Here is a 24,844-nt window from a genome sequence, read left to right as displayed (position 1 = left end):
GTACGGGTCAGAGCAGGGCGGCGCGCGGTCCGTCCGGCTGCTCCAGACGCCGCTCGGTGACCGAACGGGCCAGCTCGGAGGACTCCGCATCGGTGAGCCTGCGGAAGCCCTCTTCGGTGATGACGGTGACGATCGGGAAGATCCGGCGGGCCAGGTCCGGGCCACCGGTCGCCGAGTCGTCGTCCGCCGCGTCGTACAGCGCCTGTACGACCAGTGTGGTCGCCTGCTGCTCGGTGAGGTCCTCGCGGTACAGCTTCTTCATGGAGCCGCGGGCGAAGATCGAGCCCGAGCCGGTGGCGGCGTACCCGTGCTCCTCGGAGCGGCCGCCGGTCACGTCGTAGGAGAAGATCCGGCCCTTCTCCTTGCCCTCGTCCCAGCCCGCGAAGAGCGGTACGACGGCGAGGCCCTGCATGGCCATGCCGAGGTTGCCGCGGATCATGGTGGAGAGACGGTTCGCCTTGCCCTCGAAGGAGAGGGTGGCGCCCTCCACCTTCTCGAAGTGCTCCAGCTCCAGCTGGAAGAGCTTGACCATCTCGACGGCGAGGCCGGCGGTGCCGGCGATGCCGACCGCGGAGTACTCGTCCGCCGGGAACACCTTCTCGATGTCCCGCTGCGCGATCATGTTGCCCATCGTGGCCCGCCGGTCACCCGCGAGCACGACGCCCCCGGGGAAGGTGGCGGCCACGATGGTCGTGCCGTGCGGAGCCTCGACGATCCCCTCCGGCAGCCTCCGCCTCCCCGGCAGCGCCTCCGGCGCGTGGTCGGCGAGGAAGTCCATGAACGAGGAGGAGCCCGGCGTCAGGAAGGCCGCCGGCAGACGCCCGATGCTACGAGGGTTGGCTTCCACGCGATTCCTTCCGGGTGGGTGAGAAGGGCCCGCCCCTGACACGCGCGGGCCGATCTTGATTGCTGTGTACGGACCTTACCCGTGCCACGGCCTGTCATCCGTCCCCGTGCCCACGGCTTCTTCCGGGGCTCCGGGGACGGGGTGCGACAGGTGGGAAGGCGGCTACTCGCCGCCCTTCTGCACGAAGGACCGCACGAACTCCTCGGCGTTCTCCTCGAGGACGTCGTCGATCTCGTCCAGGACGGAGTCCACGTCCTCGCTCAGCTTCTCCTGGCGCTCCTTGAGGTCGGAGTTCGCCTCCGCGGTCGTCTCCTCGACCTCTTCCGTGGAACGCGTCGCCTTCTGCTGTCCGCCGCCGGTGTCCTTGGTCGCCATTTCCTCACCCCGCTCGAATCGGATCGCTCAGACTGGTGCTACCGGGTCCTACAAGATCAGACCCTACAAGCCGGGACTGACATCGGCCCCCGCATTTCTGCAACGTCCGGGCACTGCTTCCATGATTCCCAGGACCCGGGTATTTCAGGCCCTGGGAAGGTCTCGAATCAACTGCCGGAGAGAACCCTGACGAGTTCCTCCGCCGTGCGGCAGCGGTCCAGGAGGGCCGCCACGTGCGCCTTGGTGCCGCGCAGCGGCTCCAGGGTCGGGACGCGCTGGAGCGAGTCGCGGCCCGGCAGGTCGAAGATCACCGAGTCCCAGGACGCGGCGGCGACGTCGTCGGCGTACTGCTCCAGGCAGCGGCCCCGGAAATAGGCCCTGGTGTCCTCAGGGGGCGCCGTCTCGGCCCGTACGACCTCGGGCTCGTCCAGGAGCCGCTTCATGCGGCCGCGGGCCGCCAGGCGGTTGTACAGGCCCTTGTCGGGCCGCACGTCCGCGTACTGGAGGTCCACCAGGTGCAGCCGGGCCGCGTCCCACTCCAGGCCGTCCCGGCGCCGGTAGCCCTCCATGAGCTCCCGCTTGGCGATCCAGTCCAGCTCGCCGGCGAGGCTCATCGGGTCGTTCTCGAGGCGGTTGAGGGTGTCCTCCCAGCGCGAGAGCACGTCCTTGGTCTGGTCGTCGGCGTCCGCGCCGTACCGCTCGTCCACGTACTTCCTGGCCAGCTCGAAGTACTCCATCTGCAACTGGACGGCGGTGAGTGTCCGGCCGCTGCGCAGCGTGACGAGGTACTGGAGCGTGGGGTCGTGGGACACGTGGTGGAGGGTGCGGACGGGCTGGTCGACGGCGAGGTCGACGGTGATGAAGCCGTCCTCGATCATGGAGAGGACGAGCGCCGTCGTGCCGAGCTTGAGGTAGGTGGAGATCTCGGAGAGGTTCGCGTCCCCGATGATCACGTGCAGCCGGCGGTACTTCTCGGCGTCGGCGTGCGGCTCGTCGCGGGTGTTGATGATGGGGCGCTTGAGGGTGGTCTCCAGGCCGACCTCGACCTCGAAGTAGTCGGCGCGCTGGCTGATCTGGAAGCCGTTCTCACGCCCGTCCTGGCCGATGCCGACGCGGCCTGCGCCGGTGACGACCTGGCGGGAGACGAAGAAGGGCGTCAGGTGGCGCACGATGTCCGAGAAGGGGGTCTCCCGCTTCATCAGGTAGTTCTCGTGCGTGCCGTAGGAGGCGCCCTTGTTGTCGGTGTTGTTCTTGTAGAGGTGGATGGGCTGGGCGCCGGGGAGCTGGGCGGCACGCTCGGCCGCCTCGGCCATGATCCGCTCGCCGGCCTTGTCCCAGAGGACGGCGTCGCGCGGATTGGTGACCTCGGGGGCGCTGTACTCGGGGTGGGCGTGGTCCACGTAGAGCCGGGCGCCGTTGGTGAGGATCACGTTGGCGAGGCCGATGTCCTCGTCGGTGAGCTGGCTGGAGTCGGCGACCTCGCGGGCGAGGTCGAAGCCGCGGGCGTCCCGCAGCGGGTTCTCCTCCTCGAAGTCCCAGCGGGCGCGGCGCGCCCGGTGCATCGCCGCCGCGTAGGCGTTGACGATCTGGGACGAGGTGAGCATGGCATTGGCGTTCGGGTGTCCGGGGACGGAGATCCCGTACTCCGTCTCGATGCCCATTACTCGCCGTACGGTCATGCGGCCCTCCTTGCCCGGCGGCGCTCAGTGCGCGACTCGGCGGTACCGAAGAGCCTAGAGCGGCTCCGCGCTGGTGGGGAGATCACTTGCAGTATTTCGCGGTCCGGCCGGAAATGTGTCCGGCCGGAATGCGACGGCTGCGGATGCCCGGTTTCCGGACATCCGCAGCCGGTGTGCGCTTTTACAGGTACTGGCCGGTGTTGGCCACCGTGTCGATGGAGCGCCCGGTGTCCGCGCCCTGCTTTCCGGTGACGAGGGTGCGGATGAAGACGATCCGCTCGCCCTTCTTTCCGGAGATGCGGGCCCAGTCGTCGGGGTTGGTGGTGTTGGGCAGGTCCTCGTTCTCCTTGAACTCGTCCACGCACGCCTGGAGGAGGTGGGAGACCCGGATGCCCTTCTGGTCGTGGTCGAGGAATGCCTTGATGGCCATCTTCTTGGCCCGGTCGACGATGTTCTGGATCATCGCGCCGGAGTTGAAGTCCTTGAAGTAGAGGACTTCCTTGTCGCCGTTGGCGTACGTGACTTCGAGGAAGCGGTTCTCCTCGGTTTCCGCGTACATCTGCTCGACGACGGACTGGATCATTCCGTGCGCGGCGGCGGCCTTGGAGCCGCTGTGCTCGGAGACGTCGTCCGCGTGGAGCGGGAGGTTGGCGGTGAGGTACTTCGCGAAGATGTCCTTCGCCGCCTCGGCGTCCGGGCGCTCGATCTTGATCTTGACGTCGAGCCGGCCGGGTCGCAGGATCGCGGGGTCGATCATGTCCTCGCGGTTGGAGGCGCCGATCACGATCACGTTCTCCAGGCCCTCGACGCCGTCGATCTCGGCGAGGAGCTGGGGGACGATGGTGTTCTCGACGTCCGAGCTGACGCCGGAGCCGCGGGTGCGGAAGAGCGATTCCATCTCGTCGAAGAAGACGATGACGGGGGTGCCCTCGCTGGCCTTCTCACGGGCCCGCTGGAAGACCAGGCGGATGTGCCGCTCGGTCTCGCCGACGTACTTGTTGAGGAGTTCGGGGCCCTTGATGTTGAGGAAGTAGGACTTCCCCGCGGGCCGGCCGGTGACCTCGGCGACCTTCTTCGCCAGGGAGTTGGCGACGGCCTTGGCGATGAGCGTCTTGCCGCAGCCCGGCGGCCCGTAGAGCAGGATGCCCTTGGGCGGCCGCAGTTCGTGCTCCTTGAACAGGTCGGGGTGGAGGTACGGCAGCTCGACCGCGTCGCGGATCAGCTCGATCTGGTTGCCCAGGCCGCCGATCTTCTCGTAGTCGACGTCCGGGACCTCTTCGAGGACGAGCTCCTCGACCTCGCTCTTGGGCACGACCTCGTAGACGTAGCCGGACCTGGAGTCGAAGAGCAGGGCGTCGCCGGGGCGGATGGTGACGTCCAGCAGAGGCTCGGCGAGCCTCACCACCCGCTCCTCGTCGGTGTGCCCGACCACCAGGGCGCGCTCGCCGTCCTCGAGGATCTCCTTGAGGGTGACGATGTCCCCGGCGCGCTCGTACTCCATGGCCTCGACCACGTTGAGCGCCTCGTTGAGCATGACTTCCTGGCCGCGCCGGAGCTCGTCGAGCTCGACGCTGGGGCTCACGTTCACCCGGAGCTTGCGGCCCCCGGTGAAGATGTCGCACGTGCCGTCCTCGTTGGCCTGTAGGAAGACACCGAAGCCGGCCGGCGGCTGCGCGAGCCGGTCGACCTCCTCCTTGAGGGCCACGATCTGATCGCGTGCCTCACGGAGCGTGTTCGCCAGCCTTTCGTTCTGCGCGGACACGCCGGCCAGGTTCGTCTGCAGCTCGACGATCCGCTCTTCGAGAATCCTCGTGTGTCGCGGAGAGTCGGCGAGCTTGCGGCGCAGGACGGCGATTTCCTGCTCGAGATAGGCAACCTGGCCGGCGGGGTCTTCAGACCCTCGCCCCGGCCGGATGCCGCGGTTGATGTCGTCGTCGTGGGCTGCCACGGTCCTCACCTCCTCCAAGGGGAGCTGGACGCTTCCTGACCCTACCTGCGTGGGTGATGATTGAAACCCCTAGATCAAAAAGACTCCGGGGCGTGTCCGATCTTCACCCTTGCGCTTCCCCTCTCGCCAGGGGAATACCCACCCTTCACGCTCTGAAAGCGGGCAGTTGTATCGTCGTGAGCGGCAACACCCGCGGGTCGCGGCCTCATTTGTCCGCGCGGAGCAGAAACGGCAGAAGAGATGAGCGTGCAGCACGAGTCGCCGGCCGACGGGGCCGAGGAGGCTCTGGAGGTCTGGATCGACCAGGACCTGTGCACCGGGGACGGGATCTGCGCCCAGTACGCTCCCGAGGTCTTCGAACTGGACATCGACGGGCTCGCGTATGTGAAGAGCGCCGACGACGAGCTGCTTCAGGACGCGGGGGCGACGACCCCCGTGCCGCTGCCGCTCCTCCAGGACGTGGTGGACTCCGCGAAGGAGTGCCCGGGCGACTGCATCCACGTGCGCAGGGTCCGGGACCGCGTCGAGGTGTACGGCCCCGACGCGGAGTGACGGCTCAGGCGCCGCGTGCCTCCGCGCCCGTGGAGCGTACGAAGGCGCCGCCGTTCCAGTCCCAGCCGACCTGCTCCTTCTCGTCGGGGCAGCAGCTGGGGACGGACGGGGACGAGTAGCCGAGCAGGGTGGCGCGGACGGCTCCGTCGCGGATCGCGAGGCCGGTGACGCTGCGCTGCTCGCGCGGGTCGACGAGGGTGGCCACCACGCGCGCGGGGGCGCCGTCGCCGCGCCCGCGGGTGAGGACGTACAGCCCGGCGGGCGGGGTTCCGGATCCGGCTTCGCAGTGTACGACCGCAACGGTCTCGGGGTTCTCGTCGCCGTCCAGGTCGCCGGTGACGCGCTGGGAGATCCGGTGGGCCGCTCCCCCGCACTCGAGGGGATAGTCGGCCGTCGCGGGGTCGGGTGCGGTGGCCGGGCCGGGGGCCGCGGGGGCGGGCGCCGCCGTGGTGGCGGGGCCGGCTTCGGCGGGGCGGGGCGCCAGGGCGCCGGCGAGGGCGACGACCGCGGCGGTCGCGGTGGCGGTGGCCAGCCAGTGCAGCGGCCGGGCGTGGGTGTGTGCGTGGTCCACGGGGTCCGGGGCGGCGGAGGGCTGCACGCGAGACGTCTCCTGTGAGGGGTCGTGCCGAGGGGTTGCGGGCATCGTGCCACACGTCACAGGGCGGCGGAACAGCCGGGGGTGTCGAACAGGGGTGCCGAACGCGACGGCGCCGCCGCCCGGTTCCCCGCGGTGCGGGGTGGAGGGGCGGCGGCGCCGTCGTGGTCCTGTCGGAGTGTCAGCCCTTGTTGGGGCCGTCGTAGTCCTCGCCGTAGGCGCCCTTGGCGGGGCGGCGGCGGCGCATCGGGGGCTCGACGCCGTCCGCGAGGCGGCGGGCGGTGACGAGGAAGCCGGTGTGGCCGATCATGCGGTGATCGGGGCGGACGGCCAGGCCCTCGACGTGCCAGTTGCGGATCATGGACTCCCACGGCTGCGGCTCGGCGTAGCAGCCGATCTCGCGGATGGACTCCACGGTGCGGGCGAGCTGGGTGGTGGTGGCCACGTAGCAGCAGAGGATGCCGCCCGGGACGAGGCTCTTGGAGACGGCCTCCAGGCACTCCCAGGGGGCGAGCATGTCGAGGATGACCCGGTCGACGTCGGTGTCGGTCAGGTTGTCCTGGAGGTCGCCGACGGTCAGCTGCCAGGCCGGGTGGGGCCCGCCGAAGTAGCGCTCGACGTTGCCCTTCGCGATCTCGGCGAAGTCCTCGCGGCGCTCGTAGGAGTGCAGCATGCCGCTGTCGCCGATGGCGCGGAGCAGGAAGCTGCTGAGCGAGCCGGAACCCACGCCGGCCTCCACGACGCGCGCGCCGGGGAAGATGTCGGCGAAGGCGAGGATCTGCCCCGCGTCCTTCGGGTAGACCACGGCTGCGCCGCGGGGCATGGACAGGACGTAGTCGGGGAGCAGGGGGCGCAGCGCGAGGTAGGCGACGTTTCCGGTGGTACGGACAACGCTGCCCTCGGGGGCGCCGATCAGTTCGTCGTGCGGGAAAGAACCCTTGTGGGTGTGGAAGTTCTTTCCCTCTTCGAGCGTGAACGTGTAGTGACGGCCCTTGGGGTCGGTCAGCTGAACCTGGTCCCCGACCTTGAAGGGCCCGCGTCGGCGGGCGGCACCGGTCGGTTCGGACATGTGAACCACCATACCGGGCTCACGAGGAGGGGCGTGCCATGGCCTTGACGAAGGCGCGCTCGACGTCGGTGGTGGCGAGGACGCCGTAGATCTCGCCGGTCTCCTCGACGACCAGGTACTCGGTGGCGGGGGTGGCGCGGAGGTGGTCGAGGAGGGGCTGGCCGGTGAGTTCGGCGGGGACGCGCATGCCGGGGGTGAGGTCCTGGGCGAGGGTGCTGACGGCGACCCAGGGGCGGCGGTGCTGGGGGACGGCGGCGATGGCGGCCTCGCGGACGATGCCGGTGGGGCCGCCGGTGCCGTCGACGACGACGAGGGCGCGGGCGCCGGCCTCGTTGGCGCGGCGGAGGGCCTCGGAGAGGGGGGTGGCGGGTTCGACGGGGATGGCGCGGCGGGTGAGGGCGCGGGCGCGCAGGTCGGGGAGGTGTTCGCGGAGGCGGGCCATGCGGAGGCTGTTGCCGGCGCCGGTCCAGATGATGGCGGCCAGGATGGCGGCGAGGAGGGCGTCGGTGACGGTGGTGAAGCCGTCGATGTCGGCGGTGGAGTTGCCGAGCCAGCCGGTGCGGGTGAGGAGGGGGAGGCCGATGAGGACGGTGACGGCGAGGGCGCGGCCGACCCAGGCGGCGGCGACGGTGCCGCTCATGGGCTTGCCGGTGATCTTCCAGACGATCGCGCGGAGCATCCGGCCGCCGTCGAGGGGGAGGCCGGGGAGGAGGTTGAAGATCGCGACGATGAGGTTGGAGATCATCAGGCCGGCGAGCAGGACGCCGGGTACGGTGCCCGGTTCGACGGCGTGCATGGCGAGGTAGAAGACGCCGGCGAGGACGAGGGAGAGGAGGGGGCCGACGAAGGCGAGGACGAATTCGCGGCCGGGGGTCTCGGACTCCTTCTCGATCTCGGAGACGCCGCCGAAGAACTGGAGCTGGATGCGCCGCACCGGGAGCTTGAAGCGGAGGGCGGCGATGGTGTGGGCGAGCTCGTGGACGAGGACGGAGGCGTAGAAGGCGACGGCGAAGAAGAGGGAGACGAGGTAGCGGGCGGCGCCGAGTTCGGGCAGGACCCGTTCGATCTGGTCGCCGAAGACCCAGGTGATCAGGGCGGCGACGAGGAACCAGCTGGGAGCGACGTAGACGGGCACGCCGAAGGGCCGGCCCATGAGGATCCCGCCGCCGGGTTCCTCGGTCCGCTGCGGCTTGGGCTCGTCCTGGTTCACGGGTTCCTCTCGTCGCCGGGGTGACCACGCCGGTGCGTCACGGGTCGATCATGCAGCGCGACGGGTCATGCGTCGATGGTATGCGGCTCGCTGTCGGTGGCGGGCCGTAGGGTCTGTGTCATGAGTACGAGCGAGCGGCTCCCGGAGGGGGCCCGGGCGCCCATGTCGTTGTCGCCCTCGCGGGCGAGCGACTTCATGCAGTGTCCCCTGTTGTACCGGTTCCGGGTGATCGACCGGCTGCCGGAGAAGCCGAGCGCGGCGGCGACGCGGGGGACGCTGGTGCACGCGGTGCTGGAGCGGCTCTTCGACGATCCGGCGGTGGAGCGGACGGTGCCGCGGGCGAAGGCGATGGTCCCGGGGCAGTGGGACCGGCTCCTGGAGTCGCGGCCGGAGCTGGGCGAGTTGTTCGCGGACGATCCGGCGGGCGACCGGCTGGGGCAGTGGCTGGCGGAGGCCGAGGCGCTGGTGGAGCGGTGGTTCACGCTGGAGGACCCGGCGCGTCTGGAGCCGGCCGAGCGCGAGCTGTTCGTGGAGACGGAGCTGGAGTCGGGGCTGAAGCTGCGCGGGGTGATCGACCGGGTGGACGTGGCGCCGACGGGCGAGGTGCGGATCGTCGACTACAAGACGGGGAAGGCGCCGCGGCCGGAGTACAGCGAGGGCGCGCTGTTCCAGATGACGTTCTACGCGCTGGTGGTGTGGCGGCTGAAGGGCGTGATCCCGCGCCGGTTGCAGCTGGTGTACCTGGGGAGCGGGGACGTGCTGACGTACGACCCGGTGGAGGCGGATCTGCGGCGCGTCGAGCGGAAGCTGCACGCGCTGTGGGACGCGATCCGGACGGCGACGGAGACGGGCGACTGGCGGCCTCGGCCGACGAAGCTGTGCGGCTGGTGCGACCACCGGGCGGTGTGTCCGGAGTTCGGGGGGACTCCCCCGGTGTATCCGCTGGAGATCGTTTCCGCGCGCCCGGCGGAGTCGGGCGAATCGGCGCAGGGCAGAATGGGCGGCGACCGGCCCGCCTCGTGAAGGAGCCCCTGTGACGATTCGCGTCCTCCTGGTCGACGACCAGCCGCTGCTGCGCACCGGCTTCCGGATGATTCTGGAGGCGGAGCAGGATCTCGCGGTGGTGGGCGAGGCCGGTGACGGTCTCCAGGCGCTGGACCAGGTGCGGGCGCTCCAGCCCGACGTGGTGCTGATGGACATCCGGATGCCGCGGATGGACGGGGTGGAGGCGACCCGGCAGATCACCGGTCCCGGACGGGACGGCCCGGCGAAGGTGCTGGTGCTGACCACCTTCGATCTGGACGAGTACGTGGTGGAGGCGCTGCGCGCGGGGGCGAGCGGCTTCCTGCTCAAGGACGCCCCGGCGAACGAGCTGGTGCAGGCGATCCGGGTGGTGGCGGCGGGCGAGGCGATGCTGGCCCCGTCGATCACGCGGCGGCTGCTCGACAAGTACTCGGCGCATCTGCCGACGGGCGAAGAGCAGGTGCCGGACACGCTGGGCACGCTGACCGACCGTGAGGTGGAGGTGCTGAAGCTGGTGGCGCGCGGGCTGTCGAACGCGGAGATCGCGGCGGACCTGTTCGTCAGCGAGACGACGGTGAAGACGCACGTGGGGCACGTGCTGACGAAGCTGGGCCTGCGCGACCGGGTGCAGGCGGCGGTGTACGCGTACGAGAGCGGTCTGGTGCGCCCGGGGGGCAACGGCCAGTAGCGGCGGACGGTACGACGAAAGGGCCCGGCGCGATCGGCGTGCGCCGGGCCCTTTCGCGTACCCCGCGGGGGGTCAGCTCTTGCGGATCTCCCAGAAGCGGAAGACGGTCGAGGCGTCGAGGGTCCATTCGAGGCCGGTGATGCCGTCGCGGGTGACGGCGTACTGCTTGCCCTGCCAGAGCGGGATGAGGGGGAGCTCCTCGGCGACGGCGTCCTGGATGGCGCCGTACTCCTTGTCCGTGGCGGAGCGGTCGGCGGTGGCGGCCGTCTTGGGCAGGAGGGTGCCGGTGATGGTGGTGTTCTCGTAGTGGTTGCCGAGGACGTTGCCCTCGCCGAAGAACGGGGCGGTGAAGTTGTCGGCGTCGGGGTAGTCGGGGACCCAGCCCTTGACGTAGACGCCGTACTTGCCGGCGGCGATGTCCTTCTCGTACTGCTCGAAGGGGACGGACTTCACGTCGGCGGCGAAGAGGCCGCTGGCGTTGAGCTGGCCGGCGATGGCCTTGAGCTCGGCGTCGGTGGAGGGGCCGTAGCGGCTGGGGGTGGACCAGAGGGTCAGGGTGACCTTGTCCTTGATGCCGCCGGAGCGGAGGGCCTTCTTAGCCTTGGCCTGGTCGGGGCCGCCGTAGGTGTCGAAGAAGGCGGTGTTGTGGCCGTTGATGCCGGCCGGGACGATCGAGTAGAGCGGGGTGGCGGTCGACCGGTAGACGTCCTCGACGAGGGCGTCGCGGTCGACGAGGTGGGCTATCGCCTTGCGGACGGCGAGCTTGCCGACGACGGGGTCCTTCATGTTGAAGACGAGGTGCTGGACCTCGGCGCTGCCGCCCTGGACGATCTGGACGTCGCGGTCGGCGTCGGAGCTCTCCAGGGCGGAGATGTCGGCGGCGGAGAGGCCGCGGTAGGCGACGTCGACCTCGCCGGCGGTGAACGCCTTGGCGAGGGCGGCGCGGTCGCCGTTGTACAGCTTGAGGGCGATCTTGTCGTTGCGGCGCTCCGCGGTGCCCCGGTACTCGGTGTTGGCGGAGAAGGTGGCCTCGGTGTCGCCGAAGGAGTCCAGCTTGTAGGGGCCGGAGCCGACGGCCTTGCCGTCGGTGCGCAGCGCGTCGGCGGGGTACTCGCGGTGGTCGACGATGGAGCCGGCGCCGGAGGCGATCTTGCTGGGGAAGGTGGCGTCCGGGACCTTGAGGCGGAAGACGACGGTGCGGTCGTCGGGGGTCTCGATGGTGTCGATGGTGGAGAGCAGCGGCGCCGGGCCGGAGGGGTCGGCGATCTTCAGGGCGCGCTCGAAGGAGAACTTGACGTCCTCGGAGGTGAGCGGGTTGCCGTTGGAGAACTTCAGGCCGGGGCGGAGAGTGCAGGTGTAGACGGTGCTGCGGTCGTCGAAGCCGCAGGTGTCGGCGGCTTCGGGCTCGGGCAGGGAGCCGCCCTTGGGGAAGGCGAGGAGGGACTGGAAGACGTTGTTGAACAGCAGCCAGGAGCCGGGGTCGTAGCCGGCGGCGGGGTCGGTCGCCAGGATCTCGTCGGACATGCCGACCCGGATGGCGTCCGTCGCGTCGGAGCCCGTCCCCTGCTCGGTGCCGCAGCCGCCGAGGAGGGCGGCGGAGAGGCCCGCGGCGAGCGGGGCGGTCAGCCACTTGTGGTGCGTCTTCACAGAACTTGCCTCGTGATCTCTTGCCAGGCCGGCCGCGCGTGGCCGCGCGGCCGGTACAACGAAGGGGTCAGGCGGTGGTGCCGCGGCTCAGCTCCCAGAGCAGCAGGTCCGAAGAGGTGTTGAGGGCGTACTCGACACCGTTGATGTCGTCGCGGGCGGCGACGTACTGCTTGCCCTGCCAGAGCGGCAGGACGGGCACGTCCTGGGCGACGATCTTCTGGATCTGGTGGTAGACGGGGCTCGCGGCGGTGCGGTCGGCCTGCCGGCGGGACCGCGGGATGAGCTGGTCGCGGACGGTCTTGTTGACGTACGGGGTGCCGAGGAAGTTGTCGCTGTCGAGGAAGGGCGCGACGTAGTTGTCCGGGTCCGGGTAGTCGGGGAACCAGCCGAGGCCGTAGACGGCGTAGTCGCCGCGGCGCTGGGCGGGGCGGAACTCGGACCAGGCGGTGCCCTTGACGGTGACGTCGAAGAGTTCGCTGGCGATGAGCTGGTTCCGCAGCGTCGCGAACTCCTCGGCGGTCTCGGCGCCGTAGTGGTCGGTGGTGTAGTTGAGGGTGACCTTGACCGGGGTCTTCACGCCGGCCTTGCGGAGGATGGCGGCGGCGCGGTCGGGGTCGCCCTCGCCGTACTCCTCATAGAAGGGGGTGGCGTGGCCGGTGATGCTGGAGGGGATGAGCGAGTAGAGCGGCTCGGCGGTGGGGCCGTAGACGCGGTTGACGAGGGCGCCGCGGTCGACGACGGCGGCCATGGCCTGGCGGACGGCCTTCTCCGCGACGCCGGGTGCCTTGGTGTTGAAGGCGAGGTAGCGGATCTCCAGGCCGGGGACCTCGGAGACGCGGATGCCGTCGGCGGGGGTCTCGGTGAGGTCGCGGACCTGCTGCTGGGAGAGGGAGCGGGCCATCATGTCGATGTCCTTGCTCTCCAGGGCCTTGCCCATGGCGCCGGCGTCGGCGTAGGCGCGGAGTTCGACCTGCTCGTTGCGGGGGGTGATGTCGCCCTTGTAGCGGGGGTTGCGGGAGAAGACGAAGCGGGTGGCCTGGTCGCCGTCGCGCTCGGTCTTCAGGGTGTACGGGCCCGAGCCGTCCACCTGGAAGCCCTCGCGGAGCCGGTCGGCGGCGTACTTGTCCTTGCTGAGGATGCCGGCGACGGGGGTGGAGAGCTTGTACGGGAAGGTGGCGTCGGGCGTCTTGAGGTGGAAGACGATCTCGCGGTCGCCCTTGGTCTCGACGGTGTCGACGGTCGAGAGGAGGGCGGCGGCGCCGTTGTCGGACTTGATCGTCCGGACCCGGTCGATGGAGTACTTGACGTCCTCGGCGGTGACGGGGGTGCCGTCGGCGAAGGTGAGGCCGGGGCGCAGGACGCAGCGGTAGCTCTCGCTGGCGGTGTCGGAGAAGCCGCAGCTCTCGGCGGCCTCGGGGACGGGGTCGCCGCCGCCGCGGGGGACGTGGACCAGGGTCTGCACGGTCTGGCGGAGGATGTTCCAGGCGCCGGTGTCGTAGGCGTAGGCCGGGTCGAGGGGGGCGGGTGCCTCCTCGGTGGCGACGAACCGGTCGGTGGTTCCGACGACGATGGCTCTGCCGTCCTCTCCCGCGCCGCAGGCGGCGAGCAGGGGGGTGAGCAGTCCGGCCACGGCCGGCAGCACCAAGGTCTTGCGGTTCAACACGGGACGTTCTCCTCAGCCGGCCTGGGGTACGGCGGTCGTGACGACACTCCGCCGCCTGCCGCCCGGTCGGGGCGGGAGCGATCGGGCCGGGAAGTTGCGATCGGTCCTGTGTTCTCGGCGACTTGGGTATGCGCCGGCGCACGCGGTGATAGCGGCGAAGTACTCGCGAAAGATTAGTGGGCGGCGCCGCTATTGCCGGACGGGGTGGCCGGTGGGGGGTAATCGCACGGTGATCATGAATACGGTCGCTTCGATAGTCATGCAGGGCGGGAGGCGGACGCTATCGAGCGAATCAGGACACAAAGGGGCGGCAGGCGTCCGCATTTCGGGCGCAGAACGAGGTCAGGCCACCCCTCGACGGGCACGCTGGGTGACCAAGGTCACGCGGCTGCAATTCGAGGGATGGCCTGAACCAAATGCACGGGAGACGCGCGGGAGAGGTGCGGGATACGTGCCGGAGATCGCTACGGAAGGCGGCCCCGACGAATACCCCGGGTAATGCTCAGAGAAAGCTCAAATCACGCTCGGATTCCGGAGATCAGGGTCCTCAGGAACGGCACGTCGACCTCTTCGAGCGAGCGGACCACGACCCGGCCGGGCAGCGCGGGGATCGGCGTGACGGAGGGCACGGCGACGACCCGGCAGCCGGCCGCCTCCGCGGCGGCGACGCCGGTCGCGGTGTCCTCGATGACCGCGCACAGGGTGGGATCCGCGCCGACGCCGCGGGCGGCGGTCAGGTACGGCTCCGGGTGCGGCTTGGTGCGGGCGACCTCGTCGCCGGCGACGCTGAGGTGGAAGCGGTCGCGGCCGAGGGACTCCAGGACGCGGTCGATGATCCGCCGGTGGGAGGCGGAGACCAGGGCGGTGGGGATGGCGTGCCGGGAGAGTTCGGCGAGGAGCCGCTCGGCGCCGGGCATGAGCGGCACTCCGCGGTCGATGCGCTGCTCGAACCGCTCGTTGAGCAGCACGGTCAGCTCGTCGAGGGTGATGTCGGCGCCGGTGGACTCGATCAGGTACCCGGCGCTGCGCGTCATCGGTCCGCCGACCACGATGTCCCGCCATGCCTCGTCGAGCCGGTGTCCGAGGTCGGCGAAGACCTCGACCTCGGCGTCCCACCAGAAGCCCTCGGTGTCGACGAGGGTCCCGTCCATGTCGAGGAAGACCGCCTGGAGGGCGGAGCTGCCATTGGCGCGGAACAGGGACGCGGGGACCGTACTGGTCATCCGGCACACCTCCATGGAGGGACGGAAAGGCCGGCCCCCACTCCCGGTACGGGGAGGAGGACCGGCCTGCACTGGACCGACAAGTGTACGTCCCGATCTCCGCCGGCGCCGATATTTGACGCCGGCGATCGGCGGAGGGTCATCGGAGCGTCACCGGAGCGTCACCGGGCGTTGAAGTACTTCGCCTCGGGGTGGTGGAGGACGATGGCGTCGGTGGACTGCTCGGGGTGGAGCTGGAACTCCTCGGAGAGGTGCACCCCGATCCGCTCCGGCTCGAGGAGCGCGGCGATCTTCGCGCGGTCCTCCAGGTCGGGGCAGGCGCCGTAGCCGAGGGAGAAGCGGGCGCCGCGGTACTTGAGGGCGAACATGTCCTCGACGGCGTCCGGGTCCTCGCCGCCGAAGCCCAGCTCGGCGCGCACGCGCGCGTGCCAGTACTCGGCGAGGGCCTCGGCCAGCTGCACGGAGAGGCCGTGCAGCTCCAGGTAGTCGCGGTAGGAGTCGGAGGCGAAGAGCTCGGCGGTGGCCTCGCCGATCCGGGACCCGACGGTGACGACCTGGAGTCCGACGACGTCCGTCTCGCCCGACTCCTCGGGGCGGAAGAAGTCCGCGAGGCAGAGGCGGCGGCCGCGGCGCTGGCGGGGGAAGGTGAAGCGGGTCCGCTCGTTGCCCGCGTCGTCGAGGATGATCAGGTCGTCGCCCTTGGAGACGCACGGGAAGTAGCCGTGGACGACGGCCGCCTCCAGCAGGTTCTCGGTGTGCAGGCGCTCCAGCCAGCCGCGCAGCCGCGGCCGGCCCTCGGTCTCCACCAGCTCCTCGTACGTCGGTCCGTCGCCGGCCCGGTTCTGCTTGAGGCCCCACTGGCCCTTGAAGAGGGCGCCCTCGTCGAGCCAGGAGGCGTAGTCCTTGAGCGGGATGCCCTTGACCACGCGGGTGCCCCAGAACGGCGGGGTGGGGACGGGGTTGTCGACGGCGACGTCGGAGCGGCCGCCGGGCTCGGGCTCGTCGACCTGGAGCGCGGCGGTGGCGCCCTTGGCGACCCGGCGCTGCTTCAGCTCGGGGAGTACGGCTCCGGGGACGCCGCGCTTGACGGCGACGAGGGCGTCCATGAGGCGCAGGCCCTCGAAGGCGTCGCGGGCGTAGCGGACCTCGCCCTGGTAGATCTCGTGGAGGTCCTGCTCGACGTAGGCCCTGGTCAGGGCGGCGCCGCCGAGGATGACGGGGTACTTGGCGGCGAGCTCGCGCTGGTTCAGCTCCTCCAGGTTCTCCTTCATGATCACGGTGGACTTCACGAGGAGGCCGGACATGCCGATGACGTCGGCGCGGTGTTCCTCGGCGGCTTCGAGGATGGCGGAGACGGGCTGCTTGATGCCGATGTTGACGACGTTGTAGCCGTTGTTGGAGAGGATGATGTCGACGAGGTTCTTGCCGATGTCGTGGACGTCTCCGCGGACGGTGGCGAGGACGATGGTGCCCTTGCCGTCGGCGTCCGACTTCTCCATGTGCGGTTCGAGGTGGGCGACCGCGGTCTTCATGACCTCGGCGGACTGGAGCACGAACGGCAGCTGCATCTGGCCGGAGCCGAAGAGCTCGCCGACCGTCTTCATGCCGTCGAGGAGGGTGTTGTTGACGATGTCGAGGGCCGGGGTGGTGGTCAGGGCCTCGTCGAGGTCGGCCTCCAGGCCGTTCTTCTCGCCGTCGATGATCCGGCGCTTGAGGCGCTCCTCCAGGGGCAGCGCGGCCAGCTCCTCGGCCTTGCCGGCCTTGAGGGACTTGGCGGTGGCGCCCTCGAAGAGGGCCATCAGCTTCTGGAGCGGGTCGTAGCCCTCGGCGCGCCGGTCGTAGATCAGGTCGAGCGCGGTGGTGACCTGCTCCTCGTCGAAGCGGGCGATCGGGAGGATCTTCGAGGCGTGGACGATGGCGGAGTCCAGGCCGGCCTTCACGCACTCGTCGAGGAAGACCGAGTTGAGGAGGATGCGGGCGGCCGGGTTGAGGCCGAAGGAGATGTTGGAGAGTCCGAGGGTCGTCTGGACGTCCGGGTGGCGGCGCTTCAGCTCGCGGATCGCCTCGATCGTGGCGATGCCGTCCTTCCGCGACTCCTCCTGACCGGTGCAGATGGTGAAGGTCAGGGTGTCGATGAGGATGTCGGACTCGTGGATGCCCCAGTTGCCGGTGAGGTCGTCGATGATCCGCTCGGCGATGGCGACCTTGTGCTCGACGGTACGGGCCTGGCCCTCCTCGTCGATGGTGAGGGCGATGAGCGCGGCGCCGTGCTCCTGCGCGAGGCGGGTGACCTTGGCGAAGCGGGACTCGGGGCCGTCGCCGTCCTCGTAGTTGACGGAGTTGATGACCGCTCGGCCACCGAGCTTCTCCAGACCGGCCCGGATGACGGGCACCTCCGTGGAGTCGAGCACGATCGGGAGGGTGGAGGCGGTGGCGAAGCGGCCGGCCAGCTCCTCCATGTCGGCGACGCCGTCCCGGCCGACGTAGTCGACGCAGAGGTCGAGCATGTGCGCGCCCTCGCGGATCTGGTCGCGGGCCATCTCGACGCAGTCGTCCCAGCGGGCCTCCAGCATGGCCTCGCGGAACTTCTTGGAGCCGTTGGCGTTGGTGCGCTCGCCGATCGCCATGTACGAGGTGTCCTGGCGGAACGGGACGGTCTGGTAGAGCGAGGCGGCGCCGGGCTCGGGGCGCGGGTCGCGCGCGCCGGGCGTGAGGTCGCGGACGCGCTCGACGACCTGGCGCAGGTGCTCGGGGGTCGTACCGCAGCAGCCGCCGATGAGGGAGAGGCCGTACTCGCGGACGAAGGTCTCCTGGGCGTCGGCGAGCTCGGCCGGGGAGAGGGGGTAGTGAGCGCCGTCGGAGGTGAGGACGGGCAGGCCGGCGTTGGGCATCACCGAGAGCGGGATGCGCGAGTGGCGGGCGAGGTAGCGGAGGTGCTCGCTCATCTCGGCGGGGCCGGTGGCGCAGTTGAGGCCGATCATGTCGATGCCGAGCGGCTCCAGGGCCGTCAGGGCGGCGCCGATCTCGGAGCCGAGGAGCATGGTGCCGGTGGTCTCGACGGTGACGGAGACGATGAGCGGCACGTCGGCGCCGAGCGCTTCGAGGGCGCGGCGGGCGCCGATGACGGACGCCTTGGTCTGGAGGAGGTCCTGGGTGGTCTCGACGATGAGCGCGTCGGAGCCGCCGGCCAGCAGGCCCTCGGCGTTCTCCTGGTAGGCGTCGCGCAGGACCGTGTACGGAGCGTGGCCGAGGGTCGGCAGCTTGGTGCCGGGGCCGATGGAGCCGAGGACCCAGCGCTGGCGGCCGTCGGCGGCGGTGAACTCGTCGGCGACGTCGCGGGCGACGCGGGCGCCGGCCACGGACAGCTCGTGGACGCGGTGGGCGATGTCGTACTCGCCGAGGGCGGCGTGGTTGGCGCCGAAGGTGTTGGTCTCGACGCAGTCGACGCCGGCGGCGAAGTACTCGCGGTGGACCGAGGCGACGATGTCGGGCCGGGTGAGGCTGAGGATCTCGTTGCAGCCTTCGAGGTTCTCGAAGTCCTCGAGGCTGGGCTCCTGGGCCTGGAGCATGGTCCCCATGGCGCCGTCGGCGACGACGACGCGGCTGGCGAGTGCGGCGCGGAGCGCGGCGACGCGGCTCCGGCTGTCGGCGGAAGGGGTCGGCAACGAGGCCATGAAGGGGCTCCCTGGGCTGCGACGGCTGTCGGCTTTGCACCCTGGGCACAGGGTGCACGGGGTCAGCGTAACCGTGGTTCGGCCGGGGCGGACACGGTGTCCCACGTGACGGACGGCATCCTGTGTGCGAGGACTCCCGGTGAGGCCCCTTCTTCGAGGACACTGTCAGGTGCGAGGCAAGGTCGGCATCGACCGATAGTGTTCAGCATTGTCGAACGTCGGTATGTGTGCGTACGTGAGGGAGAAGGGCCGGGCGATGGCGAAGAACATCCAGTCGCTTGAACGGGCGGCGGCCATGCTGCGACTGCTCGCGGGCGGCGAGCGCCGGCTCGGCCTGTCCGACATCGCGTCCTCCCTGGGGCTGGCCAAGGGCACGGCCCACGGCATCCTGCGCACCCTCCAGGCGGAGGGCTTCGTGGAGCAGGACGCGCCCTCGGGGCGATACCAGCTGGGGGCGGAGCTGCTGCGGCTCGGCAACAGCTATCTGGACGTGCACGAGCTGCGGGCGCGGGCGCTGGTGTGGACGGACGACCTGGCGCGGTCCAGTGGCGAGAGCGTGCACCTGGGGGTGCTGCACCAGTCGGGCGTGCTGATCGTGCACCACGTCTTCCGGCCGGACGACAGCCGGCAGGTGCTGGAGGTGGGGGCGATGCAGCCGCTGCACTCCACGGCGCTGGGCAAGGTGCTGTCGGCGTACGACCCGGTGGCGCACAGCGAGGTCGTGGAGGTGGAGCGGGAGCCGTTCACGCCGCGTACGGTCACGGGCCTGGCGGACTTCGAGTCGCTGCTGGACATGACGCGGGCGCGCGGCTGGGCGGCGGACGTGGAGGAGACGTGGGAGGGCGTGGCCTCGGTGGCGGCGCCGATCCACGACCGGCGCCGGATGCCGGTGGGCGCGGTGGCGGTCACCGGGGCGGTGGAGCGGCTCTGCCCGGCGGGCGAGCTGCGCCCGGAGCTGGTGGCGGCGGTGCGGGACTGCGCCCGTGCGGTCTCCCGGGACCTGGGGGCGGGCCGCTTCTGAGCCCGCGCCCCCGCGGCCGGTGAGCCGGCCCGCACGGAGAGCGAACCCGTCGGTAACGATCGCGTTATCGGCGGGTTTTTCGTTTCCCAGAGTCTTGACTCGCTGTTAACCCCGGGGCAAAACTTCCGTGCATCGGTCGGCATTGCCGAACACCTACCGGCAATACGCGCTAGAGTGTGGCAGTGCCAAGGGCCGTGGACGCCCTCACACGAGGGCGCGGACCACCGGGGCGAACCGGGGTTCGCCCATCCCCTGGACGAAGGACAAAGGAGTCGCGGGTGTCCAGCTCCGACATCTTCCTCGGCGAGACCATCGGTACCGCCGTACTCATTCTTCTCGGCGGCGGCGTCTGCGCCGCCGTGACGCTCAAGAGCTCCAAGGCGCGCGGAGCGGGCTGGCTCGCGATCACCTTCGGGTGGGGCTTCGCCGTGATGACGGCCGTGTACATGACCGCTTCCCTCTCCGGGGCCCATCTGAACCCCGCCGTCACGGTCGGCATCGCCGTCAAGGACGGCGCGTGGGGCGACGTGCCCGTCTACCTCGCCGGCCAGCTGCTCGGCGCGATGATCGGCGCCGCCCTGGTCTGGGTCGCCTACTACGGGCAGTTCCGGGCCCACCTCACCGACCCGGAGACGGTCGGCGAGAAGCCCGCCGAGGGCCCCGGGCCCGTGCTCGGCATCTTCTCCACCGGCCCCGAGATCCGGAACACCTGGCAGAACCTCGCCACCGAGATCATCGGCACCGTCGTGCTCGTCCTCGCCGTCCTCACCCAGGGTCTGAACGACAGCGGCAAGGGCCTCGGCACCCTCGGCGCCCTGATCACGGCCTTCGTCGTGGTCTCGATCGGCCTCTCGCTCGGCGGCCCGACCGGTTACGCGATCAACCCGGCGCGCGACCTCGGCCCCCGCCTCGTGCACGCCCTGCTCCCGCTGCCCAACAAGGGCGGCTCCGACTGGGGCTACGCCTGGATCCCCGTCGCCGGTCCGCTGATCGGTGGAGCCCTCGCCGCGGGTATCTACCACCTCGCGTTCGCCTGAGCCGTACACCCGTACCCGTAACGCCGAAGAGCCACGAGCCGTCCTTCCCAGACCTCCCTTGGAGCACACCGTGACCGACGCCCACACCGCCGGCCCGTTCATCGCCGCCATCGACCAGGGCACCACCTCCTCCCGCTGCATCGTCTTCGACAAGGACGGCCGGATCGTCTCGGTCGACCAGAAGGAGCACGAGCAGATCTTCCCGAAGCCGGGCTGGGTCGAGCACGACGCCACCGAGATCTGGACCAACGTCCAGGAGGTCGTCGCCGGAGCCATCGTCAAGGCCGGCATCACCGCCGCCGACGTCAAGGCCATCGGCATCACCAACCAGCGCGAGACCACGCTGATGTGGGACAAGCACACCGGCGAGCCCGTCCACAACGCGCTCGTCTGGCAGGACACCCGCACCGACGCCCTCTGCAAGGAGCTCGGCCGCAACGTCGGCCAGGACCGCTTCCGCCGCGAGACCGGCCTCCCGCTCGCCTCCTACTTCTCCGGCCCCAAGGTCCGCTGGCTGCTCGACAACGTCGAGGGCCTGCGCGAGCGCGCCGAGCGCGGCGACATCCTCTTCGGCACCATGGACTCCTGGGTCATCTGGAACCTCACCGGCGGCACCGAGGGCGGCGTCCACGTCACCGACGTCACCAACGCCTCCCGCACCCTCCTGATGAACCTGCACGAGATGGCCTGGGACGAGCGCATCCTCCAGTCCATCGACATCCCGGCCGCCGTCCTCCCCGAGATCCGCTCCTCCGCCGAGGTCTACGGCACCGTCAAGGGCGGCGTCCTCGACGGCGTCCCCGTCGCCTCCGCGCTCGGCGACCAGCAGGCCGCCCTGTTCGGCCAGACCTGTTTCGCCGAGGGCGAGGCCAAGTCCACGTACGGCACCGGCACCTTCATGCTGATGAACACCGGTGACAAGATCATCAACTCCTACAGCGGCCTGCTGACCACCGTCGGCTACCAGATCGGCGACCGCAAGCCGGTCTACGCCCTGGAGGGCTCCATCGCCGTCACCGGCTCGCTCGTCCAGTGGATGCGCGACCAGATGGGCCTGATCAAGTCCGCCGCCGAGATCGAGACCCTGGCCTCCTCCGTCGAGGACAACGGCGGCGCCTACTTCGTGCCCGCCTTCTCCGGCCTCTTCGCCCCGTACTGGCGCTCCGACGCCCGCGGCGTGATCGCCGGCCTCACCCGGTACGTCACCAAGGCGCACATCGCCCGTGCCGTCCTGGAGGCCACCGCCTGGCAGACCCGCGAGATCACCGACGCCATGACCAAGGACTCCGGCGTCGAGCTGACCGCCCTCAAGGTCGACGGCGGCATGACCTCCAACAACCTGCTGATGCAGACCCTCTCGGACTTCCTGGACGCCCCCGTGGTGCGCCCCATGGTCGCCGAGACCACCTGCCTCGGTGCCGCCTACGCCGCCGGTCTGGCCGTCGGCTTCTGGCCGGACACCGACGCGCTGCGCGCCAACTGGCGCCGTGCCGCGGAGTGGACCCCGCGCATGGACGCCGACAAGCGCGACAGCGAGTACAAGAACTGGCTCAAGGCCGTGGAGCGCTCCATGGGCTGGCTCGAAGAAGAGAAGTGACGAGGAGTAGACCGAGATGACCACCCCGCAGACCGTTCCCGCCCTCGGAACGCACCCGGCCGCCGGCTCGCTTCCGACCCGCGCCGAGACCAGAGAGCAGCTTGCCAAGGCGACGTACGACCTCCTGGTGATCGGCGGCGGCATCCTGGGCATCTCCACCGCCTGGCACGCCGCGCAGTCCGGTCTGCGGGTGGCCCTGGTGGACGCCGGCGACTTCGCCGGCGCCACCTCCTCGGCCTCCTCGAAGCTCCTCCACGGCGGCCTGCGCTACCTCCAGACCGGCGCGGTGAAGCTCGTCGCCGAGAACCACTTCGAGCGCCGCGCCGTCTCCCGGCAGGTCGCCCCCCACCTGTCCAACCCGCTCACCTTCTACCTGCCCGTCTACAAGGGCGGCCCGCACGGCGCCGCCAAGCTGGGCGCCGGAGTCTTCGCGTACTCCGCGCTCTCCGCCTTCGGCGACGGCGTCGGCCACCTCCTCTCCCCCGCCAAGGCGGCCCAGGACGTGCCGGAGCTGCGCACCGACAACCTCAAGGCGGTCGCCGTCTACGGCGACGACCAGATGAACGACGCGCGCATGGCGCTCATGACGGTCCGCGCGGCCGTCGACGCCGGAGCCGTCGTCCTCAACCACGCCGAGGCCACCGGACTCCGCTTCACCCAGGGCCGGGTCACCGGCGCCGAGCTCCGGGACCGCATGTCCGGCGAGGAGTTCGGCGTCACCGCGCGGCTCGTCCTCAACGCCACCGGCCCCTGGGTCGACCACCTGCGCCGGATGGAGGACCCCAACGCGGCCCCCTCCATCCGCCTCTCCAAGGGCGCCCACCTCGTCCTCAAGCGGACCGCCCCGTGGAAGGCCGCGCTCGCCACCCCGATCGACAAGTACCGGATCACCTTCGCCCTCCCCTGGGAGGACATGCTCCTGCTCGGCACCACCGACGAGGCGTACGAGGGCGACCCGGGCGAGGTCGCGGTCAACGAGAAGGACACCGCCCAGATCCTGGACGAGGCCGCCTTCTCCATCCGCGACCAGCAGCTCGACCGCTCCCTCATCACCTACGCCTTCGCCGGCCTGCGGGTGCTCCCGGGCGGGCCCGGCGACACCTCCAAGGCCAAGCGCGAGACGGTCGTCACCGAGGGACGCGGCGGGATGCTGTCGGTCGCCGGCGGCAAGTGGACCACCTTCCGCCACATCGGCCGCACCATCATGAAGAAGCTGGAGGCGCTTCCGGGCCACCCGCTGGGCGAGGACTACGAGTCGGTCTCCACGCTCCCGAAGCGGCTGCCGCTCCCGGGCATCGCCAACCCGAACGCGGTCGCCCACCGGCTGCTCGTCGACGGCCCGGCCCCCGGCCCGCGGATGGCCGCCGACACCGCCAAGCACCTGGCCACGCACTACGGTTCGCTCTCCTTCGACATCGCCCGGATGGCGAACGAGAACCCCGAACTGGCCCGCCGGATCCACCCGGACGCCCCGGAGATCTGGGCGCAGGTCGCCTACGCCCGCGACCACGAGTGGGCCGAGACGGCCGACGACGTGCTGCGCCGCCGCACCACCCTGACCATCCGCGGTCTCGCCACCGACGAGATCCGCGGCGAGGTCGACGCGATGCTGCGCGACCGGTAGCCACGGGCGCCACGAGCCGAGGGGCGGTCTTCTCCGGGGAGGGAGAAGGCCGCCCCTCCCCCGTGTCCGGGCCCCCGCACGCGCGCGTGCCCGCGGTCCGTGTGCGGGGCCCCGTTCATGGGTAGTCGATCAAGGCCGCACGGGTTTTCGGGCGTGCCCGAGGGCTGCGGCCGGGCCTCCGGAAAGCCGTAAGGTTGGTCCGTACGACACGAACTTCGAAGAAGGAGGCGCTGGGTGATCGAGCTCGAGGGAGTACCCGAGCTGATCGACCCGGTCATGGTGGCCGCGTTCGAGGGCTGGAACGACGCCGGCGACGCCGCCTCCACCGCGGTCGCTCATCTGGACCGGGAATGGAAGGGCGAGGTCTTCGCGGCGCTCGACGCCGAGGACTACTACGACTTCCAGGTCAACCGTCCGACGGTCTTCCTGGAGAACGGCGTCCGGAAGATCACCTGGCCGACGACCCGGCTCTCCGTGGTCCGGATCGGCGGCGAGAAGCCGCGCGACCTGGTCCTGGTCCGGGGCATCGAGCCCTCGATGCGCTGGCGCTCCTTCTGCAACGAGCTGCTGGGCTTCGCGCACGAACTGGGCGTGGAGATGGTGGTGATCCTGGGCGCGCTGCTCGGCGACACCCCGCACACCCGCCCGGTGCCGGTCAGCGGCGTCACCTCCGACCCGGACCTGGCGCGCACGATGGACCTGGAGGAGACCCGCTACGAGGGCCCGACCGGCATCGTCGGGATCCTCCAGGAGGCGTGCACGCACGCGGGCGTGCCGGCGGTGAGCCTGTGGGCGGCGGTGCCGCACTACGTGTCGCAGCCGCCGAACCCGAAGGCGACGCTGGCGCTGCTGAACCGTCTTGAGGACCTGATCGGGCTGCGGATCCCGCTGGGCGAGCTGCCCGAGGACGCGCGCGCGTGGCAGCTGGGGGTGGACCAGCTGGCGGCGGAGGACAGCGAGGTCGCCGAGTACGTGCAGACGCTGGAGGAGGCCCGGGACACCGCGGAGCTGCCGGAGGCGTCGGGCGAGGCGATCGCCCGCGAGTTCGAGCGGTATCTGCGGCGGCGCGATCCGGGCGCGGGCCCGGGACCCGGCGGTCCGGGGGCCGGTCCCGGAGTGGCGACGGAGAGCGGGGACACCTCGTACCTGCGGGATCCGGGCAGCGGCCGGACCCGGCCGCCGAAGCCCGATCTGGAGCCGGAACGGCCGGAGCAGCCGGAGCAGACGGAGTCCGAGCGGCCGGAACAGGCGGAGTCTGAGCGGCCGGAACAGGCGGAGTCTGAGCGGCCGGGACAGTCGGAGCGGCCGGAGCCCGGGCCTGAGGCCCCCGAGGGGTCCGGCGGGGACGGCGACGAGGACTGAGAGAAACGAG

General features: G+C 70.6%; 19 protein-coding genes. 8 read left to right on the top strand and 11 right to left on the bottom strand.

Annotated features, from left to right (window positions below):
* Nucleotides 1-7: 7 nt before the first annotated feature.
* The 4 genes from prcB to arc all read right to left on the bottom strand — a co-directional run bounded on the left by prcB (nucleotide 8) and on the right by arc (nucleotide 4,849).
* On the bottom strand, nucleotides 8-847 hold the full coding sequence (prcB, locus tag ACFXMG_RS20955; protein ID WP_383829311.1) for a proteasome subunit beta: 840 nt from the start codon (nucleotides 845-847) through the stop codon (nucleotides 8-10).
* 162 nt (nucleotides 848-1,009) lie between these two features.
* Entirely contained in the window at nucleotides 1,010-1,222 is a 213-nt protein-coding gene (locus ACFXMG_RS20950) for a ubiquitin-like protein Pup (RefSeq protein ID WP_189976572.1), read from the bottom strand.
* 167 nt (nucleotides 1,223-1,389) lie between these two features.
* Complete coding sequence (gene dop, locus ACFXMG_RS20945; RefSeq protein ID WP_383829315.1) at nucleotides 1,390-2,901, bottom strand: depupylase/deamidase Dop; 1,512 nt, start codon at nucleotides 2,899-2,901, stop codon at nucleotides 1,390-1,392.
* A gap of 181 nt (nucleotides 2,902-3,082) precedes the next feature.
* The gene (gene arc, locus ACFXMG_RS20940; protein WP_383829318.1) at nucleotides 3,083-4,849 is read right to left on the bottom strand and encodes a proteasome ATPase; all 1,767 of its coding nucleotides are present in this window, start codon (nucleotides 4,847-4,849) and stop codon (nucleotides 3,083-3,085) included.
* A 240-nt stretch (nucleotides 4,850-5,089) separates the two neighbouring features.
* On the opposite strand from arc, the gene ACFXMG_RS20935 reads away from it, so the two are divergent.
* Complete coding sequence (locus tag ACFXMG_RS20935; protein WP_043230683.1) at nucleotides 5,090-5,401, top strand: ferredoxin; 312 nt, start codon at nucleotides 5,090-5,092, stop codon at nucleotides 5,399-5,401.
* Between the two features lie 4 nt (nucleotides 5,402-5,405).
* On the opposite strand, the gene ACFXMG_RS20930 is transcribed toward ACFXMG_RS20935, so the two are convergent.
* From ACFXMG_RS20930 to ACFXMG_RS20920, 3 genes are all read right to left on the bottom strand, one after another.
* On the bottom strand, nucleotides 5,406-5,999 hold the full coding sequence (locus tag ACFXMG_RS20930; protein WP_383829321.1) for a hypothetical protein: 594 nt from the start codon (nucleotides 5,997-5,999) through the stop codon (nucleotides 5,406-5,408).
* A 178-nt stretch (nucleotides 6,000-6,177) separates the two neighbouring features.
* A complete protein-coding gene (locus ACFXMG_RS20925) occupies nucleotides 6,178-7,065 on the bottom strand; it encodes a tRNA (adenine-N1)-methyltransferase (RefSeq protein ID WP_031013975.1) in 888 nt (295 codons plus the stop codon).
* 19 nt (nucleotides 7,066-7,084) lie between these two features.
* On the bottom strand, nucleotides 7,085-8,218 hold the full coding sequence (locus ACFXMG_RS20920; RefSeq protein WP_383829352.1) for a site-2 protease family protein: 1,134 nt from the start codon (nucleotides 8,216-8,218) through the stop codon (nucleotides 7,085-7,087).
* Between the two features lie 177 nt (nucleotides 8,219-8,395).
* Here ACFXMG_RS20920 and ACFXMG_RS20915 point away from each other — a divergent pair, with 177 nt between their 5' ends.
* Both ACFXMG_RS20915 and ACFXMG_RS20910 read left to right on the top strand, forming a co-directional pair.
* Entirely contained in the window at nucleotides 8,396-9,298 is a 903-nt protein-coding gene (locus ACFXMG_RS20915; RefSeq protein WP_383829324.1) for a RecB family exonuclease, read from the top strand.
* Between the two features lie 10 nt (nucleotides 9,299-9,308).
* Nucleotides 9,309-9,986 carry a response regulator gene (locus ACFXMG_RS20910; RefSeq protein ID WP_383829327.1) on the top strand — a complete coding sequence of 226 codons (678 nt, stop codon included), beginning with the start codon at nucleotides 9,309-9,311 and terminating at the stop codon, nucleotides 9,984-9,986.
* A gap of 72 nt (nucleotides 9,987-10,058) precedes the next feature.
* Here the strand turns inward: ACFXMG_RS20910 and ACFXMG_RS20905 are convergent, their stop codons facing one another.
* The 4 genes from ACFXMG_RS20905 to metH form a co-directional block, all read right to left on the bottom strand.
* Entirely contained in the window at nucleotides 10,059-11,633 is a 1,575-nt protein-coding gene (locus tag ACFXMG_RS20905; RefSeq protein ID WP_383829330.1) for an ABC transporter substrate-binding protein, read from the bottom strand.
* A 67-nt stretch (nucleotides 11,634-11,700) separates the two neighbouring features.
* Entirely contained in the window at nucleotides 11,701-13,293 is a 1,593-nt protein-coding gene (locus tag ACFXMG_RS20900) for an ABC transporter substrate-binding protein (protein WP_383829355.1), read from the bottom strand.
* A gap of 521 nt (nucleotides 13,294-13,814) precedes the next feature.
* Nucleotides 13,815-14,519 carry an HAD family hydrolase gene (locus tag ACFXMG_RS20895; RefSeq protein ID WP_383829333.1) on the bottom strand — a complete coding sequence of 235 codons (705 nt, stop codon included), beginning with the start codon at nucleotides 14,517-14,519 and terminating at the stop codon, nucleotides 13,815-13,817.
* A 161-nt stretch (nucleotides 14,520-14,680) separates the two neighbouring features.
* Nucleotides 14,681-18,193, bottom strand: coding sequence for a methionine synthase (gene metH / locus ACFXMG_RS20890; RefSeq protein ID WP_383829336.1), 3,513 nt, complete (start codon nucleotides 18,191-18,193; stop codon nucleotides 14,681-14,683).
* Between the two features lie 256 nt (nucleotides 18,194-18,449).
* Here metH and ACFXMG_RS20885 point away from each other — a divergent pair, with 256 nt between their 5' ends.
* The 5 genes from ACFXMG_RS20885 (at nucleotide 18,450) to ACFXMG_RS20865 (ending at nucleotide 24,834) form a co-directional block, all read left to right on the top strand.
* On the top strand, nucleotides 18,450-19,214 hold the full coding sequence (locus tag ACFXMG_RS20885) for an IclR family transcriptional regulator (protein WP_383829339.1): 765 nt from the start codon (nucleotides 18,450-18,452) through the stop codon (nucleotides 19,212-19,214).
* Nucleotides 19,215-19,492: 278 nt separating this feature from the next.
* Nucleotides 19,493-20,251 carry an MIP/aquaporin family protein gene (locus ACFXMG_RS20880; RefSeq protein ID WP_383829341.1) on the top strand — a complete coding sequence of 253 codons (759 nt, stop codon included), beginning with the start codon at nucleotides 19,493-19,495 and terminating at the stop codon, nucleotides 20,249-20,251.
* A gap of 70 nt (nucleotides 20,252-20,321) precedes the next feature.
* Nucleotides 20,322-21,848, top strand: a complete 1,527-nt coding sequence (glpK, locus tag ACFXMG_RS20875; protein WP_383829344.1) for a glycerol kinase GlpK — start codon at nucleotides 20,322-20,324, stop codon at nucleotides 21,846-21,848.
* Nucleotides 21,849-21,864: 16 nt separating this feature from the next.
* Nucleotides 21,865-23,472, top strand: a complete 1,608-nt coding sequence (locus ACFXMG_RS20870) for an FAD-dependent oxidoreductase (protein WP_383829347.1) — start codon at nucleotides 21,865-21,867, stop codon at nucleotides 23,470-23,472.
* Between the two features lie 234 nt (nucleotides 23,473-23,706).
* Nucleotides 23,707-24,834 carry a PAC2 family protein gene (locus ACFXMG_RS20865; RefSeq protein WP_383829350.1) on the top strand — a complete coding sequence of 376 codons (1,128 nt, stop codon included), beginning with the start codon at nucleotides 23,707-23,709 and terminating at the stop codon, nucleotides 24,832-24,834.
* Nucleotides 24,835-24,844 lie beyond the last annotated feature (10 nt).

The organism is Streptomyces sp. NPDC059201, assembly GCF_042754585.1.
In the GTDB taxonomy this organism is placed as follows: Bacteria; Actinomycetota; Actinomycetes; order Streptomycetales; family Streptomycetaceae; genus Streptomyces.
This window is presented reverse-complemented; position numbering and strand designations above follow the sequence as displayed.